The organism is Bradyrhizobium oropedii (assembly GCF_020889685.1).
Lineage (GTDB): Bacteria > Pseudomonadota > Alphaproteobacteria > Rhizobiales > Xanthobacteraceae > Bradyrhizobium > Bradyrhizobium oropedii.
Map to the genome: position 1 here is coordinate 38101 of NZ_JACMYO010000007.1, position 15628 is coordinate 53728.

At 64.8% G+C, this 15628-nt stretch carries 15 protein-coding genes; 5 read left to right on the forward strand and 10 right to left on the reverse strand.

Going from position 1 to position 15628, the window contains the following annotated elements; translation table 11 throughout:
• The first annotated feature begins 5 nt into the window (after positions 1-5).
• Together H8A95_RS03800 and H8A95_RS03805 are read left to right on the forward strand one after the other, a co-directional pair.
• Positions 6-1775 carry a branched-chain amino acid ABC transporter ATP-binding protein/permease gene (locus tag H8A95_RS03800; RefSeq protein WP_229181927.1) on the forward strand — a complete coding sequence of 590 codons (1770 nt, stop codon included), beginning with the start codon at positions 6-8 and terminating at the stop codon, positions 1773-1775.
• Positions 1772-2503: an ABC transporter ATP-binding protein gene (locus tag H8A95_RS03805; RefSeq protein WP_229181929.1), complete on the forward strand. Its 732-nt coding sequence runs from the start codon at positions 1772-1774 to the stop codon at positions 2501-2503. Before H8A95_RS03800 ends, H8A95_RS03805 begins: the two co-directional genes overlap by 4 nt.
• An 80-nt stretch (positions 2504-2583) precedes the next feature.
• On the opposite strand, the gene H8A95_RS03810 is transcribed toward H8A95_RS03805, so the two are convergent.
• The 9 genes from H8A95_RS03810 to H8A95_RS03850 all read right to left on the reverse strand — a co-directional run bounded on the left by H8A95_RS03810 (position 2584) and on the right by H8A95_RS03850 (position 11911).
• A complete protein-coding gene (locus tag H8A95_RS03810) occupies positions 2584-3735 on the reverse strand; it encodes an ABC transporter substrate-binding protein (protein ID WP_229181931.1) in 1152 nt (383 codons plus the stop codon).
• 164 nt (positions 3736-3899) lie between these two features.
• On the reverse strand, positions 3900-4319 hold the full coding sequence (locus H8A95_RS03815; protein WP_050425479.1) for an acyl-CoA thioesterase: 420 nt from the start codon (positions 4317-4319) through the stop codon (positions 3900-3902).
• A 61-nt stretch (positions 4320-4380) separates the two neighbouring features.
• Positions 4381-5142 (reverse strand): SDR family NAD(P)-dependent oxidoreductase, encoded by a 762-nt coding sequence (locus H8A95_RS03820; protein ID WP_229181932.1) that lies wholly within the window; start codon positions 5140-5142, stop codon positions 4381-4383.
• Positions 5143-5162: 20 nt separating this feature from the next.
• Positions 5163-7046, reverse strand: a complete 1884-nt coding sequence (locus H8A95_RS03825) for a feruloyl-CoA synthase (protein ID WP_229181934.1) — start codon at positions 7044-7046, stop codon at positions 5163-5165.
• Entirely contained in the window at positions 7043-7846 is an 804-nt protein-coding gene (locus H8A95_RS03830) for a crotonase/enoyl-CoA hydratase family protein (RefSeq protein WP_229181935.1), read from the reverse strand. Before H8A95_RS03830 ends, H8A95_RS03825 begins: the two co-directional genes overlap by 4 nt.
• A 496-nt stretch (positions 7847-8342) precedes the next feature.
• On the reverse strand, positions 8343-8804 hold the full coding sequence (locus tag H8A95_RS03835; protein ID WP_229181937.1) for a DUF3237 domain-containing protein: 462 nt from the start codon (positions 8802-8804) through the stop codon (positions 8343-8345).
• A 4-nt stretch (positions 8805-8808) separates the two neighbouring features.
• Complete coding sequence (locus H8A95_RS03840; RefSeq protein WP_229182019.1) at positions 8809-10113, reverse strand: TRAP transporter large permease; 1305 nt, start codon at positions 10111-10113, stop codon at positions 8809-8811.
• A gap of 18 nt (positions 10114-10131) precedes the next feature.
• A complete protein-coding gene (locus tag H8A95_RS03845; protein WP_229182021.1) occupies positions 10132-10641 on the reverse strand; it encodes a TRAP transporter small permease in 510 nt (169 codons plus the stop codon).
• Positions 10642-10888: 247 nt separating this feature from the next.
• Positions 10889-11911 carry a TRAP transporter substrate-binding protein gene (locus tag H8A95_RS03850; protein WP_229181938.1) on the reverse strand — a complete coding sequence of 341 codons (1023 nt, stop codon included), beginning with the start codon at positions 11909-11911 and terminating at the stop codon, positions 10889-10891.
• A gap of 271 nt (positions 11912-12182) precedes the next feature.
• Here H8A95_RS03850 and pobA point away from each other — a divergent pair, with 271 nt between their 5' ends.
• The 3 genes from pobA (at position 12183) to H8A95_RS03865 (ending at position 14703) form a co-directional block, all read left to right on the forward strand.
• The gene (gene pobA, locus H8A95_RS03855; RefSeq protein ID WP_229181939.1) at positions 12183-13352 is read left to right on the forward strand and encodes a 4-hydroxybenzoate 3-monooxygenase; all 1170 of its coding nucleotides are present in this window, start codon (positions 12183-12185) and stop codon (positions 13350-13352) included.
• Positions 13353-13546: 194 nt separating this feature from the next.
• Entirely contained in the window at positions 13547-14125 is a 579-nt protein-coding gene (locus tag H8A95_RS03860; protein ID WP_229181940.1) for a glutathione S-transferase family protein, read from the forward strand.
• Between the two features lie 122 nt (positions 14126-14247).
• Entirely contained in the window at positions 14248-14703 is a 456-nt protein-coding gene (locus H8A95_RS03865; protein WP_229181941.1) for a PaaI family thioesterase, read from the forward strand.
• Positions 14704-14720: 17 nt separating this feature from the next.
• Here H8A95_RS03865 and H8A95_RS03870 read toward each other — a convergent pair whose 3' ends face one another.
• Positions 14721-15614 (reverse strand): LysR family transcriptional regulator, encoded by an 894-nt coding sequence (locus H8A95_RS03870; protein WP_229181943.1) that lies wholly within the window; start codon positions 15612-15614, stop codon positions 14721-14723.
• Positions 15615-15628: the final 14 nt, after the last annotated feature.

The window sequence follows — 15628 nt, forward strand, 5'->3', positions numbered from 1 at the left end:
GCGCGATGACGCAGCGGCTCCCTCTCATCATCTTCGCGCTCGTGCTGGCGGTGATCCCGCTTCTGCCGGGCATCCCGCCGTTCTGGATCGTGCTGCTCGACAATATCGGCCTCGCCGCGCTGGTCGCGATGGGGCTGGTGCTGCTCACCGGCGTCGGCGGCCTCACCTCGTTCGGGCAGGCTGCGTTCTGCGGCTTCGGCGCCTACACCACCGCGGTGCTGACTACCGCCTATGGCGTGTCGCCATGGCTGACGCTGCCGGCTTCGCTCTTGGTCAGCGGCATTGCGGCCGTGCTGCTCGGCCTCGTCACGGTGCGACTGTCCGGCCATTATCTGCCGCTCGGCACCATCGCCTGGGGCATCGGCCTGTTCTATCTGTTCAGCAAGCTCGAATTCCTCGGCCGCAACGACGGCATTTCCGGCATCCCGCCGCTCTCGATCGGCTCGTTCAAGATGCTGAGCCCGGATACGATCTATTACGCGATCTGGGTCGCGGTACTGCTCGCGGCGCTATTGACCATGAACCTGCTGGACTCCCGCACCGGGCGCGCCATCCGCGCGCTGCGGCGCGGCCATATCGCCGCTGAAGCGTTCGGCGTCCAGACGCCGCGCGCGAAGCTCCTGGTGTTCATCTACGCGGCGGTGCTGGCCGGCCTGTCCGGCTGGCTCTATGCGCATTTCCAGCGCGCCGCCAACCCGACGCCGTTCGGCGCGCAGGCCGGCATCGAGTATCTGTTCATCGCCGTCGTCGGCGGCGCCGGCTACGTCTGGGGCGGCGTGCTCGGCGCAGGGATCGTCGTGATCCTCAAGGAAGTGCTGCAGAGCTACTTGCCCTACATCTTCGGCGGCCAGAGCCAGCTCGAGACCATCGTGTTCGGCATCATGCTGGTGCTGCTGTTGCAGCTCGCACCGCAGGGCGTCTGGCCCTGGCTGATGTCGAAGCTGCCGTTCAAGCCGGCCCGCAAGACCCCGGACACGTCGGTGAAGCTGGAACACCGCGAACGGGCGCCGGGAACGTCATCGGTGCTGCTGCACATCGACAAGGCGCGAAAACAGTTCGGCGGCGTGCTCGCGGTGAACGACGTGTCGTTCGACGTCAACGCCCGCGAGATCGTCGCGCTGATCGGCCCAAACGGGGCCGGCAAGAGCACGACCTTCAACCTGATCACCGGCGTGCTGGCCGCAACCGGCGGCAAGATCTCCGTGCTCGGCAACGAGGTCGCGAACGCCCCGCCCCAGGAAGTGGTCAAGCTCGGCGTCAGCAGAACGTTCCAGCACGTCAAGCTGGTGCCCGACATGACCGTGCTGGAGAACGTCGCGATCGGCGCGCATCTGCGCGGCAATTCCGGCGCGATCTCCAGCATGCTGCGGCTCGACCGCACTGACGAGGCGAAGCTGCTGGCGGAGGCGGCGCGGCAGATCGCGCGCGTCGGGCTGTCCGACCAGATCGATCAGCTCGCCGGTTCGCTGTCGCTCGGGCAGCAGCGCATCGTCGAAATTGCGCGCGCGCTGTGCGTCGATCCGATGCTGCTGTTGCTCGACGAACCGGCCGCCGGCCTGCGCCACATGGAGAAGCAACGGCTGGCCGCGCTGCTCCGGCAATTGCGCGACGGCGGCATGTCGGTGCTCTTGGTCGAACATGACATGGGGTTCGTGATGGATCTCGCCGACCGCATCGTGGTGCTGGATTTCGGCACCAAGATCGCCGAGGGCACGCCGGCCTCGATCAAACGCAACCCCGACGTGATCAAGGCCTACCTCGGAGCCGCCGCATGAGCGCACTGCTGTCGGTAACCGACGTCCACATCTCCTACGGCAAGGTCGAGGCCGTGCGCGGCGTCTCGCTCGACGTCGCTGCCAATGAGATCGTCACCATCATCGGCGCCAACGGCGCCGGCAAGACCACGCTTCTGAACGCCGTCATGGGTGTGCTGCCGCTGAGGGGCCGCACCACTTTCGCCGGCGTCGACATGGCGCCGCTCGATATCGAGGATCGCGTCGCCACCGGCCTGAGCCTCGTGCCGGAGCATCGCGAGTTGTTCGGCACCATGAATGTCGAGGACAATCTCGAGCTCGGCGCCTTCCGGATTGCAAAATCGACGGCGGCCGTCTCGCTGGAGCGGGTCTACACGCTGTTTCCGCGGCTCAAGGAACGGCGCAAGCAGCTCGCCTGCACGCTGTCCGGCGGCGAGCAGCAGATGCTGGCGATGGGCCGCGCGCTGATGGGCGCGCCGAAACTCTTGATGCTGGACGAGCCGAGCCTCGGCCTCGCCCCGATCATCGTCGCCGACATCTTCCGCATCGTCGGCGAGCTCCGCTCAGCCGGCGTCTCGGTGCTGCTGGTCGAGCAGAATGCCCAGGCGGCACTACAGATCGCCGACCGCGCCTATGTGATGGAGCTCGGCGAGTTCGTGCTGTCCGGCACCGCCAAGGACATCGCCGCCAACAAGGGCGTCGCCGCGAGCTATCTCGGCTTCCAGCACGAAGGCGAGAGCGCGATTTAGACTCTGCCCACTCAGGGGAGGGTAAGAAAAAGCCGGCCCATATCGGGGCCGGCGTCTTCGTTTCACGGATGGCGACCAGCTCACATTGCCGGGACGTATTTGCCGTCCTTGACCGTCAGCAGGATGCGCGAGCGGTCATCGAGGCCGTAGCGGTCCTTTTCGGTCCAGTTGTAGACGCCCTGGGTCGCGACGATCTCCTTCTCGGAAATCAGCGCCTGGCGGATCGCCTCGCGGAATTCCAGCGTGCCCGGCTTGGCGGTCTTCAGCGCCGTCGGGATGACGCGCTTCAGCACCTGGAACGCGTCGTAGGAGTGACCGGCGAACTGGCTGCGGCTGTTGGCGCCGTATTTAGCTTCATAGGCCGTGTTCAGCTCGAGGCCCGGCTTCTTGGTCAGCGCGCTGTCCGCCTGGGTCTCCGGCGACATGATCGGGCCGGCCGACATGATGACGCCTTCCGCGGACGCACCTGCGATGCGGATGAAGTCCATGCTGGCGGCGCCGTGGGTCTGGTAGATCAGGCCCTTGTAGCCGCGCTCGCGCAGTGAACTCTGCGGCAGCGCCGCGGCGGTGCCGGAGGCGCCGATCAGGATGGCGTCGGGATTGGCGGCGACGAGCTTCAGCACCTGGCCGGCGACCGAAGTATCCGGACGCGCGAAGCGCTCCTCATCGGTCATGGTCAGACCCATCGGCACGGCCTGCGCCTTGAAGTCGTTGACCCAGAGGTCGCCGTAGGAATCCGAATAACCGATATAGCCGACGGTCTTGATGTTGTGCGCCTTCATGTGCTCGTAAAGCACCTTGCCCATGATCGGGATCGACTGCGGCAGGTCGACCGACCATTTTGCGCGGGCGTCGTTGATCGGGAACGGCGCGAGACCGAAATGCGGGATGCCGGCCTCGTTGGCGACCGTCGACACCGCGATCGTCGTCGGCGTGATGCAGGAGCCCATGATGATGTCGGCCTTGGACTCGGTGACGAAGCGCCGCGCGTTGGTGGTCGCAGCCGTCGGATCGCCGCCGTCGTCGAGCACGATCAGCTTCAGCGGCACGCCGGCGATCTCCTTCGGCACGAAATCGAGCGCATTGCGCTCGGGGATACCGAGCGCCGCGGCGGGGCCCGTGGTCGAGAGCGAGATGCCGATCGTGATTTCATTGGTCTGCGCCAGTGCGGGCGCGCCCGGCAGCGCGATGACGGCTGCGAGCGCTGCTGCGGCGAGAGTGGCCTTCCTCATTCATTCCTCCCTGCGGATAAGTTTTTTGGTTTAAACCGATTTTGCGGGCCAATTCAGCCCCTTCTTTAGAGCATGATCCCGAAAAGTGGAAACCGGTTTTCCGAGAGGATCATGCTCCAAAAGTCGAGTCATGAGGGGCCGCGAGTCAGCCCATCACGAACACGTCAGCCATTCATGAAGCGGTCGATGATCTCCTGCGGAAACGGCGCCGATTTCAGCCTGGCCGGATCGTCCGGGTGACGACCGACCAGTACCCTGGTCTCGAACGCCTCGATCGCCAGCGCCTCGCCCTTGAACACGCGGTGCACAACCTCGAAGCTCGAGCGCTTGATGCTCTCGATCCGGCTCTCGATGGTAATCCAGTCGCCATGGGTCGACGGGATGTGGAATTTCGCCCGCGTGTCGACCATGGGAATGCCGACCAGGCCGTATTTGTGAACGAGGTCCTGCTTCGAGCAACCGGCGGCCTCGAACATGATCGAGGTCGAGTCGTCGAACATCGCGAAGTAGCGCGGGTAATAGACGATGTTGGCGGGGTCGCAGTCGCCCCACTGGATCTGCACGTCGCGCCGATTGACGAACATGGTTTATCCTCGATTGAGCATGAGCGATCCGGAAGCGCGTCAAGCTCTTCCGGATCATGCGTCAGCGCGGCGCCATTCGGAGCGCGGCATCGAGCCGCACCACTTCGCCGTTCAGATAGGGATTGTCGATCATGTGCAGCACCAGCGAGGCGAACTCGTCGGCCTGGCCGAGCCGGCGCGGGAACGGGATCGCGGCGGCGAGTGAATCCTGCGCTTCCTGTGGCAGGCCGGCCAGCAAGGGCGTCATGAACAGGCCGGGCGCAATCGTCAGCACGCGGATGCCGAATTGCGCGAGCTCGCGCGCGATCGGCAGCGTCATCGCGACGATGCCGCCCTTGGAGGCCGAATAGGCCGCCTGCCCGATCTGGCCGTCATAGGCTGCGACCGAAGCCGTCGAGATCACGACGCCGCGCTCGCCGGTTGCGAGCGGCTCGAGCTTGGCCATCTCCGATGTCGCAAGCCGCAGCATGTTGAAGGAGCCGATCAGGTTGACCTTGATCACCTTGTCGAAATCGGCCAGCGCCATCGGCCCTTCGCGGCCGATCACGCGTTTTGCCACCCCGATGCCGGCGCAGTTCACCAGCACGCGCGCCGGGCCATGCGCCTTGGCGGCGGCAGCGACCGCGGCTTCAGCGGCCGCCGCATCGGCGACGTCGCAGACCACGGCAATGCCGCCGATCTCGGCCGCGACGCTCTCGGCGAGCTTGGCGTTGAGATCGCAGACCGCGACCTTGGCGCCCTGCGCAGCCAGCCGGCGCGCGGTCGCAGCCCCCAATCCCGATGCGCCGCCGGTGACGATGGCGCCTTGGTCCTTCAACTGCATGGCATTCTCCTCTTCGAGAGTCAGACTGACGTGATCACCGATGCCGGCGGCACCGGCGCATAGAGCGCTTCGATGATGTCGGTGCGATGCTCCAGCACCGCGCGCTGGTTGATCGAGCCCTTGTCGGTGACCTCGCCGCGATCGATCGACAGCGGCGTATCGAGCAGGATCGCCCGCGCGATCCGGTTCGACGAACCGGTGGCGCTCGCAAGCACGCGCGCGAAGCGTTCGCGAAAGGCGGCACGCACCAGCGGATCATTGGCCGCGGCGGCGATGTCGCCGGAGGCAAGCGCCGGATTGATCAGGCGGCAGCCATCGAGATCGAGGATCACGATCGCTGCAAGCTCGTCGCGATTGAGCCCCGCAATCACGACGTCGCGCACCAGCGGCGCGCAGGTGCCGACAAAGCGCGCCCGCAACGGCCCGACGCTGACCCAGGTGCCGCTCGCCAGCTTGAAATCCTCGGCGATGCGGCCGTCGAAATCGAAACCGGCATCGAGATCACCAGGGTTGGCGGGCTTCAGCGCATCGCCGAACTTGTAGAAGCCTTCCTCGTCGAACGCCTTGGCGGTCAGGTCCGGCTGCCGCCAGTAGCCGGGCGTCACGTTCGGGCCCTTGGCGCGGACCTCGAACTTGCCGTTGTTGGGGACGAGCTTCGCGTCATTGCCCGACACCGGAAGCCCGACATGGCCGGAACGGCTGGTATCGGGCCGCACCGACATGAAGAACGGCGAGGTCTCGGTGGCGCCGAGCCCTGTCAGCATGGGCACGCGATAGCCTTTCTCCTGCACGGCGAGCGCATCGAGGCTGTTCCAGACGAACGGCGACAGCGCGGCGCCCGAAAAGAACATCGCATGCAGCCGGTGGAAGAATTTCGCCCGCAGGGCCGCGTCATCGCGCAGATAGGGCAGCAGCGATTCATAGCCCTTGGGCACGTTGAAATAGACCGTCGGCGAGATCTCGCGCAGGTTTCGCACGGTCTCGTCGATGCCGCCGGGCATCGGCTTGCCCTCATCGAGATACATCGAGCCGCCGTTGAACAGCGTCAGCCCGACATTGTGGTTGCCGCCGAACGTGTGATTCCACGGCAGCCAGTCGACGATGACAGGCGGCTCGTCCTTCAGGAACGCCAGCGTCTCGCGCAGCATCACCTGATTGGCGCAGATCATGCGCTGGGTGTTGATGACAGCCTTGGGATTTCCGGTCGAACCCGACGTCAGCAGGAACTTCGCGATCGTATCCGGCCCGATCGCCGCATGGGTCGCGTCGAGGCGCGGATCCTCGGGCGTCGCCATCAGGCCGGCGAGCCGCGTCACCTCGCGGCCCGGCACTGCGCCGCGGCTTGCCGCGATCTCGACATCGGGTCCGACATTGGCGCGCAGCGCATCGGCAAATTTGTCGGCGTCGTCGACGAAGACCAGGCCCGGCGTCAGCAGCTTAATGACGAAGCCGAGCTTGCCGTAATCGCGCGACACCAGCGAATAGGCCGGCGAGACCGGGCAGAACGGAACGCCGGCATAGAGCGCGCCGAGTGCGATCAGCGCGTGATCAATCGAATTGCCCGACAGGATCACGATCGGCCGCTCAGCCGACAATCCGCGCGCGATCAGCGCGGAAGCGATGCGCCGCGTGGCCTCATACAATTGCGCGTAGGTGATCTGCCGCCAGCCGCCGCCGGCTGCGCGCTCGGCCATGAACACGCGGTTCGGCTCGGCGTTTGCCCAGTGATGCAGGCGGTCGGTGAGGCGAACCGGAAACTCGGCGAGCCTGAGCTTCGGACGGAGATAGATCGTACCGTCGTCGCGGCGCTCGACGGTGACATCAGGATTGCCGAACGAGATCGGACGCAGCGGATGCGCGCTCGCAGTGGACGCGGACGCAGATATGTCAGCCCTGGCACTCATGTCGGCTTCACCTTGGCGGTCTTGCGATCCAGGAACGCGCGGATCCGCTTCTTGGCTTCCTTGTCGCTCTGCGCCACCGTCGCCATCAGCGATTCCATCAGGAGGCCGGTCTGCGGATTGGCTTCGGCGATCATCGGCAGCGCCTGCAACACGGCGAAGTTGGTCAGCGGCGCGTTGGCGGCGACGCGCTCGGCGAGTTCCAGCGCTTTCGGCAGCGCGCCGTCGGCCTCGGTGAGATATTGCGAGAAACCGTAGGCGGCGCCCTCGGTTGCCGAATAGACGCGGCCGGTCAGCATCATGTCCGCCATCCGCGGCACGCCGATCAACCGCGGCAGCCGCACCGATCCGCCGCCGCCGACGAAGATGCCGCGCTGGCCCTCGGGCAGCGCGAAATAGGCCGACGGCTCGGCAACCCGGATATGCGCGGCGCAGGCCAGCTCCAGCCCGCCGCCGATCACCGCGCCCTTCAGTGCTGCGATAACGGGCACGCGGCAATACTGGATGCGGTCGAACACCCGGTGCCACATCTGGGAATGCACCAGGCCCTCGGTGGCGTCACGCTCGGTCAATTCGGAGAGATCGAGGCCCGACGAGAAATGGTCGCCGACCCCGTGGATGACGACGGCTCCGACCGTGTCGGGAATCGCGGAAAAGCAATCCTGCAGCGCCAGGATGATGCCGTCGTTCAGCGCATTGCGCTTGGCAGGCCGGTTGAGCCCGACCGTCAGCACCGCCCCTCGCGTCTCGATCCTGAGCAGCGAGGCGTCACCCGCGTCGGCAGCGTCGGCAGCGTTTCCCATGGCGTTATTGTTTCCTGTTCAGAATAGTTATGTTTTATAACTATCATCGCAGGAGTCAAGATGGGTCGATCGAGACATCCGAGAGCAACCGTCGGCATTGCGCCCCCACACGACCGCCGACCCATCATCGGTTCGAGCTGATACACGCAACTCCCTCCAGTCGTCGTCCCTGCGAAAGCAGGGACCCATAACCACAAATGGTCATTGTTGCGCGACGCGGAACGACGAGTCCCGTTCACAACGCAGGCCGCGGAGTATGGGTCCCTGCTTTCGCAGGGACGACGGTGAGGATGGGTCTCGATCCAAGATGCCGACCAACGCAATGTCATCACCCGCCTTCGCTTTCGCGGGTGATCCAGTATTCCAGAGACAGCAGCGCTTGAGCCGAGAGGCCGCGGCGTACTGGATCGCCCGGTCGAGCCCTACGATGACAGTGCGGGTGCCTCCGCCTTCTCGTCATTGTCCGATACGCAACTGCGCACCTGAGGGCGCGCCCTCACAACACCTGATGCAAGTCGATCACGACGCGGTCGGCGTGGCGGGCGGCGGAGCCGATGAAGATGTGCTCCATCAGCCAGCGGTACTGTTCGGCACCGGTTTCGAATTTCGGCACGGTGCGGAAATAGATCAGCTTCGGATCGACCGGCTCGCCGCGCTTCAACCTCTCGAGCAGATCGACCGGCCCGAAGCGGATGCCCTTGTTCTCGACATAGACGACGGCGCCGTCGTCGGTTTCGAAGGCATATTTTGCCTCCAGCTCGATCAGCTCGTTGGGCCGGATGATCTGGAAGTCTGCGCCGAAGCCAAGCACCTTGCCATTGATGCCCTCGCCTTTCACCTCACCGCCGATGATCGGAATGATGCGGCGGACGCCGGTGCCGATGTCGCCGGCGGAGGTCACGTCGGCAATCCGGGCGGTGATGGTGAAGACGTACTTGGTGAGCAGCTCGGGGGCCATGGAGCTAACCTATCATGCGCTGTGGCAACCATGTCGCGAGCAACGGGAACAGGATCAGGATCACCAGCCGGATCAGATCGGTGATCACGAACGGCAGCACACCGACAAAGATCGTCGACATGTTGACGTCCTTGATCACGCTCTTGATCACGAACACGTTCATGCCGACCGGCGGATGGATCAAGCCGAGCTCCACCGTCATGACGATGATGATGCCGAACCAGATCGGGTCGAAGCCGAGCGCCGTCACCACCGGAAACACGATCGGCACGGTGAGGATCACCATCGCCATCGCATCCATCAGGCAGCCCAGCACCAGGTACATCAGAAGGATCAGCGCCAGCACGCCATAGGGGCCGATACCGAGCCCGGTGAGGAATTCGGTGACGTTCTGCGGCGTCTGGGTGATGGTGAGGAAATAGCCGAAGCAGAGCGCGCCGATCAGCACGGTGAACACCGCCGCCGCGGTGCGCGTCGCCTGCAGCAGCGATTGCAGGATGCCCTCTTTGGTCAGCTTGCCTCTGAGGATGCCGATGATGAAGGCACCGACTGCGCCGACCGCGCCGGCTTCGGTTGGAACGAAGAAGCCGCCATAGAGGCCGCCGATCACGAACAGGAACAGCAGCAGCGGCGACCAGACGTCGCGCATGGCCATCGCACGCTCGCCCCACGATGCCTTCTTGCCCGCCGGCAGGAAGCCCGGCCGCGTCACGCCGATGATGCCGATCGTGATCATGTGCATCAGGATCGCGAGCAGACCCGGGACCACGCCCGCGATGAACAGCTTGCCGATGTCCTGCTGGGTGATGATGCCGTAGACCGCGAGCACGGTGGACGGCGGCAGCATCGCCCCGAGCGTGCCGCCGACTGCGATCACGCCGGTGGAGAAGGATTGCGGATAGCCGAAGCGGCGCATCTCGGGATAGGCCACCGCCGAGAAGGTCGCGGCGGTCGCGACCGACGAGCCCGAGATCGCGGCAAAGCCGCCGCAGGCCGCGATGGTCGCAATGCCGAGCCCGCCCTTCCAATGGCCGACGAAGGTGTTGGCAGCACGGAACAGCTCGCGGCTGATGCCCGAGACGGACACGAAGGCGCCCATCAAGAGGAACATCGGGATCACGCCGAAGGAGTAATCCGTCACCGTGCGCATGGTGGTCTGGCCGACCAGCTTGAGCGCCGGCGCGAAGCCCGTGAGGTAACCGAAGCCGGTGATGCCGACGAGGCCCATCGCCATGCCGACGGGCACGCGGAGCAGCATCAGCGCGAACAGGCAGACAAAGCCGATGACGGCGACAGCCTCGGGACTCAGATCAAGACTCATGGACCTCTACTCCGCAGTCTTGATCTTGGCATCGTGGATATCTTCCGGATGGAAGATCAGGCGGTAGGTGCGGATCGCGATCAGCAGCACGGCGGAGACGTCGCCGATCCACGACACCAGGAAGAACGGCCAGACCGGCACGCCGAGATCCATGGTGACGATGTGGCTGTTTTTGGTGTCGATCACCTTGTCGACCAGCGTGTAGGTCTGCACGCTCACCACGAACAGCAGCACCAGCGTCGCGAAGATGTCGATCCAGCGCTGGTAGCGCGGCGTGGCATTGGCCCAGACCAGATCGACGGTGATGTGGGTACCGCGATAGCTGGTCGCCGCGATGCCCCAGAAGATCAGGATGCCGAGCAGGAACTGGCCGAAATTATAGTAGTCCGGGATCGTCACCGCGAAGAACTTGCGCATGAACACCGCGGTGAAGGTGTTGAGCGCGACGACGCCGACGAAGAAGGCCGCCACCCATTCGATCGAATCGATGAAGCGGTCCATGAAATTCTTGCGCACCGGCTCGGGTGGCCCGGTGATCGCGCCGTCCTGGGTGACTTCGGCAGATTGCGTCATGCGCTGCTCGATAGGCTCCCTCGCCCCGCTCTTGCGGGGAGAGGGTTGGGGTGAGGGGCTGCTTCCACGTGTCGTGAATGCGGTGAGACCTGTACCCCCCTCACCCGGATCGCACCGGACAATGCTTCGCATTGCCGGGGGCGATCCGACCTCTCCCCGCAAGCGGGGAGAGGTGAAGGGGCGCGCGAGATCAGATCCCCGCTTCGTACTTCTTCAGCGTGGCCTGCAGATCGGCATCGATCTTCTCTGCGTCGCCGCCGGCCTTCTTCACGGCCTCGGCCCAGCTGTCGTGCAGCGGCTTGACCGCCTTCTTCCACTCGGCGAGCTGGTCAGGAGTCAGCGGATAGACCTCGTGGCCTTGCAGCGCCTTCATCTTGGTGCGGCCGTTGGCCTCGAAATCGATCCAGGGGTCTGTGACCTTGGAAGCCCATTCCGGCGAGCAGTGATCGTCGATCACCTTCTTCTGGGCATCCGACATCGAGTTATATTTGGCGAGGTTCATGTTGTAGGTGAACACCGTCGTGTAAAGCGGCACGTCCATGTGGTACTTCACCACCTTGTCGATGCCGAACAGGAAGATCGAGCCCCAGGGGAAGGTGATCTCGTCGGCCACGCCGCGCTCGATCGCGTCGCGAGATTCCGGCGCGGAGGCCTGCACATTGGTGCCGCCGAACATCTTGACCATCTCGCCGATCGTGCTCTGCGCGGGACGCACTTTGATGCCGGAGAGGTCGCTCGGCAGCACGATCTTCTTCTTGCCGTGCAGCGCGCCCGGATCGTGGATGAAGGCGAAGCAGAGCTTGGTGTCCTTCATCTCGGTCGGCGCGTATTTGTGGTACCACTCGTTCAGCGCCAGCGTGCCCTTCTTGCCGTCGGAGAACACGAACGGGAGCTGACCTGCGGCGGCGATCGGGAAACGGCCCGGCTGATAGCCGGGATTGACATAGGTGACGTCGGCGATGCCGTCGCGCGCCATGTCGTAATGGTCAAACGCCTTGCCGAGCTGCTCGGACGGGAACACGGTGACCTTGATGGTGCCGCCCGACGCCTTCTCGATGTCGGCGGCCCAGGCCTGCGTCGCCGGCACCAGCGGATGCGCCGGCGGGACCCATAGCGACACCTTAAGATTGACGGTCTTGTCCTGCGCCACGGCAGGTGCCGCGGCCGGCACGATGGCGGCCGCCATCAGCAGCGCCAGCAAACTCTTCCTCATCACGTCTCCTCCTCTCCAGGACGGCGGGCTTCGTGCCCGGTCTCATTACTTAACATGTTATCTAATTCGCGCGAATATTCAAGCCGAAATCCGCCGGGCGGACGCCACGTCGCACCCGGCCCCTCCGGCATCTTGCGCTGCGGCGAACGCACGCCCCCTGCAAATCCGCCTTGCCAAAACTGTTATATGATATAGTTGCCTTGGCAAGTTGACGGCGCTCGCCGAGGTGCGGGCGCCCGGATCAAGCCTATCCGATCGGGAGGAGCACGTATTGCGGACAAAAGTAGCAATCATAGGCGCCGGTCCGGCTGGACTGTTGCTTGGGCAACTACTTCATACTTTCGGCGTAGACAACGTCATTCTTGAGCGGCAGACCCCGGATTACGTGCTGGGACGGATTCGCGCCGGCCTGCTCGAGGAAGGCACGGTGTCGCTGCTCGACAGTGTCGGCGCGGGGGCCCGCCTGCACCAGGAAGGCCTGGTCCATCACGGCGTCGAGCTGGCCTTTGGCGGCGCGCGGCACCGCATCGACATGCATGCGGCGACCGGCAAGACCGTGACCATCTACGGCCAGACCGAGGTCACGCTCGATCTGATGAACGCCCGCAAGGCCGCCGGCCTGACCACGGTCTACTCCGCCGCCGACGTCAAGCCGCATGATTTCGACACCGATCATCCGCGCGTCACCTACGTCAAGGACGGCGTCAGCCGCGAAATCGCCTGCGATTTCATCGCCGGTTGCGACGGCTTCCACGGCGTCAGCCGCGCCAGCGTGCCGGCGTCGGCGATCACGAGCTACGAGCGGGTGTATCCGTTCGGCTGGCTCGGGATCCTGTCGGAGACGCCGCCGGTCTCGCCGGAGCTGATCTACAACAACCACGAGCGCGGCTTTGCGCTCTGCACGATGCGCTCGAGCCATCGCAGCCGCTACTATGTGCAGTGCCCGCTCGACGATCATGTCGATCAATGGTCGGACGAGCGGTTCTGGGATGAATTGAAGCGGCGCCTCGACCAGAAGGCCGCCGACGAGATCGTTACCGGCCCCTCGATCGAAAAGAGCATCGCACCGCTGCGCAGCTTCGTCGCCGAACCGATGCGGTTCGGCCGCATGTTCCTGGCCGGCGACGCCTCGCATATCGTGCCGCCGACCGGCGCCAAGGGCCTCAACCTTGCCGCCAGTGACGTGCATTATTTCTCTCAGGCGCTGCGCGAATATTACGACGAGAAATCCTCCGCCGGCCTCGACGGCTATTCGGCCAGGGCGCTGGCGCGGGTCTGGAAAGCGGTGCGCTTCTCCTGGTGGATGACCTCGATGCTGCACAAATTCCCCGACGAGGGCGAATTCGCCGCGCGCATCCAGATCGCCGAGCTCGACTATCTCGTCAGCTCGAAGGCGGCGTCGACCTCGCTGTCGGAGAACTATGTGGGGCTGCCGTTCTAGGCTCGAGACGATCCCCGGCCCTTCATCCTTGTAAGTCAGGACGCGTCTCGAAGGATGCACGGCCACCGACCGGGCCGTCGACCCTTCGAGACGGCCGCTCCGCGGCCTCCTCAGGGTGACGGGATCGAGATCGTGCTTGCATCGTGCGATCGCGGCGTCCAGCTTCCGCATCACACGATCCGGGAGCGGCCCCCATGTTCACCCTCTATTTCGCACCGGGCGCGAGCTCGATGGCCGTGCACATCGCCTTGCACGAGATCGGTATCGGCTTCGAGGCCCGGCCGATGTCGTTCAAGCGAAACGACATGCAGGCGCTGGGCTATCTCGCGCTCAATCCGGAAGGTAAGGTCCCGACGCTCGTGATCGACGGCCGGCCGCTGACCGAGGTCGCGGCGATCCTGTTCTATCTTGCGAGGTGCTTTCCCGAAGCAAACCTGCTGCCGCGCGACGATCTCGAGGCCGAGGCGCAGGCGCTGTCATGGATGTCCTTCATCGCTTCGACACTGCATCCGGCAAGGGCGCGCGGTCTCGATCACGCGAAGGCGGTGTGGGGCATCGCCGACCGTCGCCTGGGCAGCGGCTGGGCGATCGGCAGCTACTCGATCGCCGATATCCATCTGTTTCGTCTGTACTGGCGGCTCGCCAATTCGCTGAAGCTGCCGCCGGACACGTTCCCTCACCTCACGGCGCATTACGAAAGGATGATGGCGCGGCCTGCGGTGCAGAAGACGATCGAGGTCGAAAGCGACGTCGGCTACGAATTGCCGACGTGACCGATCGGCGCGTTGCCGCATTCAAACACGAACGCAAATCCCGTTTAAAACTTTGTAGGCGGTGAAACCGTCATCGACATCGCGTTCAATGGCGTCAACCCAACGTCACAAGCGAGATTCAGATGACCACCGAAACGCAAGTCGCCCCCGACATCCCCCAGGACGTCCCGCAAGGCTTCGAGCCGCTGTTCCGCAAGAGCCCGCTCACCGAGCCATGGGAGCCGCTGTACCAGAAGAAAACCGAGAGGTCCGTCATCATCGGTCTGCGGCTGGCGAGGCCGCACACCAACGGGCGCGGCCTGATCCATGGCGGGCTGATCGCAGCGCTCGCCGACAACGCGATGGGCTATAGCTGCGGCCAGGCGACCGGCTGGACCACCTCGTATGTGACGATCTCGCTGACGATCGATTTCGTCGGCTCCGCCAATGTCGGGCAGTGGCTCGCGATCGAGAGCGATGTGATCAAGACCGGCAGCACGATCTGCTTCGCGCAGAGTTTGATCAAGGCCGATGGCGTGATCATCGCGCGTGCCAGCGGCACTTTCCGCGTCGTGCCGAAGAAGCCGCCGGTGAGCTAAAGCGCTTTCGCGCTGATCTAGCCGAAGTGCCAGTCGGTAATCTCGGTGACGAGATCGATGAAGGTCCGCACCTTGGCCGACAGCAGCCGGGATGTCGGGTAGACGACGTGGATCGGCACCGGCGGCTGCTCGAACGCGGCCAGCACGATTCGGACCCGCTTCGCCTTCAGTGATTCGGCGGCCTGATACGCCATCACCCGCGTCAGCCCGCCGTCCTGCTCGGCGTACTGGATGGCGGCATCCGAACTGTTGCTGGTGAAGCGCGGCGTAGGTGCGATGCGAATTTCCTGGCCGTCTTCCATAAAGCGCCAATCCGGCACAGCCGTCATGGCGCCGAACTGGATCGTGTCATGGGCAGTGAGCTCGGCCGGCCGCTTCGGCTCGCCACGAAGCTTGAGATAGCCGTGCGAGGCCACCACGATGCGGCGCATCTGGCCGACATGCCGTGCCACCAGCGTCGAATCCGGCAGATGCCCGAGCCTGACCGCGAGGTCGACGCCGTCCTCGACGAGATTGATCCGGCGGTCCGACAGCCGCAGGTCGACGCCGACATCGGGATAGCGTTTCAAATAGGCTGTCACGACCGGGCTGACATGCAGCCGCCCGAAGCCGAACGGCGCCGAGATCACGAGGCGGCCTTCGGGGCGGGTACGCTCGCTCTCCACGGCGTCCTCGGCCTCCTCGACATCGGCGAGGATCCGCCGCGCCCGCTCCAGATAGCGGGAGCCGGCGTCGGTGAGCGTCACCTGCCGCGTGGTCCGCTGCAGCAGCCGCGCGCCAAGCCGCTCCTCCAGCGCTGCGATCAGCCGCGTGATTGCAGAGGGCGACAGGCCGAGCTTGCGGGCGGCGGGGGCAAACCCCTCGAGGTCCGCCACCGCGACGAAGGCCTGCATGGCATCGATCCGGTCCATGGAACTATTGCATA

Coding starts and splice junctions, on each gene's coding strand:
- H8A95_RS03800 (WP_229181927.1), top strand. CDS start 6: ATGACGCAGCGGCTCCCTCTCATCATCTTCGCGCTCGTGCTGGCGGTG.
- H8A95_RS03805 (WP_229181929.1), top strand. CDS start 1,772: ATGAGCGCACTGCTGTCGGTAACCGACGTCCACATCTCCTACGGCAAG.
- H8A95_RS03810 (WP_229181931.1), bottom strand. CDS start 3,735: ATGAGGAAGGCCACTCTCGCCGCAGCAGCGCTCGCAGCCGTCATCGCG.
- H8A95_RS03815 (WP_050425479.1), bottom strand. CDS start 4,319: ATGTTCGTCAATCGGCGCGACGTGCAGATCCAGTGGGGCGACTGCGAC.
- H8A95_RS03820 (WP_229181932.1), bottom strand. CDS start 5,142: ATGCAGTTGAAGGACCAAGGCGCCATCGTCACCGGCGGCGCATCGGGA.
- H8A95_RS03825 (WP_229181934.1), bottom strand. CDS start 7,046: ATGAGTGCCAGGGCTGACATATCTGCGTCCGCGTCCACTGCGAGCGCG.
- H8A95_RS03830 (WP_229181935.1), bottom strand. CDS start 7,846: ATGGGAAACGCTGCCGACGCTGCCGACGCGGGTGACGCCTCGCTGCTC.
- H8A95_RS03835 (WP_229181937.1), bottom strand. CDS start 8,804: ATGGCCCCCGAGCTGCTCACCAAGTACGTCTTCACCATCACCGCCCGG.
- H8A95_RS03850 (WP_229181938.1), bottom strand. CDS start 11,911: ATGAGGAAGAGTTTGCTGGCGCTGCTGATGGCGGCCGCCATCGTGCCG.
- H8A95_RS03860 (WP_229181940.1), top strand. CDS start 13,547: ATGTTCACCCTCTATTTCGCACCGGGCGCGAGCTCGATGGCCGTGCAC.
- H8A95_RS03865 (WP_229181941.1), top strand. CDS start 14,248: ATGACCACCGAAACGCAAGTCGCCCCCGACATCCCCCAGGACGTCCCG.
- H8A95_RS03870 (WP_229181943.1), bottom strand. CDS start 15,614: ATGGACCGGATCGATGCCATGCAGGCCTTCGTCGCGGTGGCGGACCTC.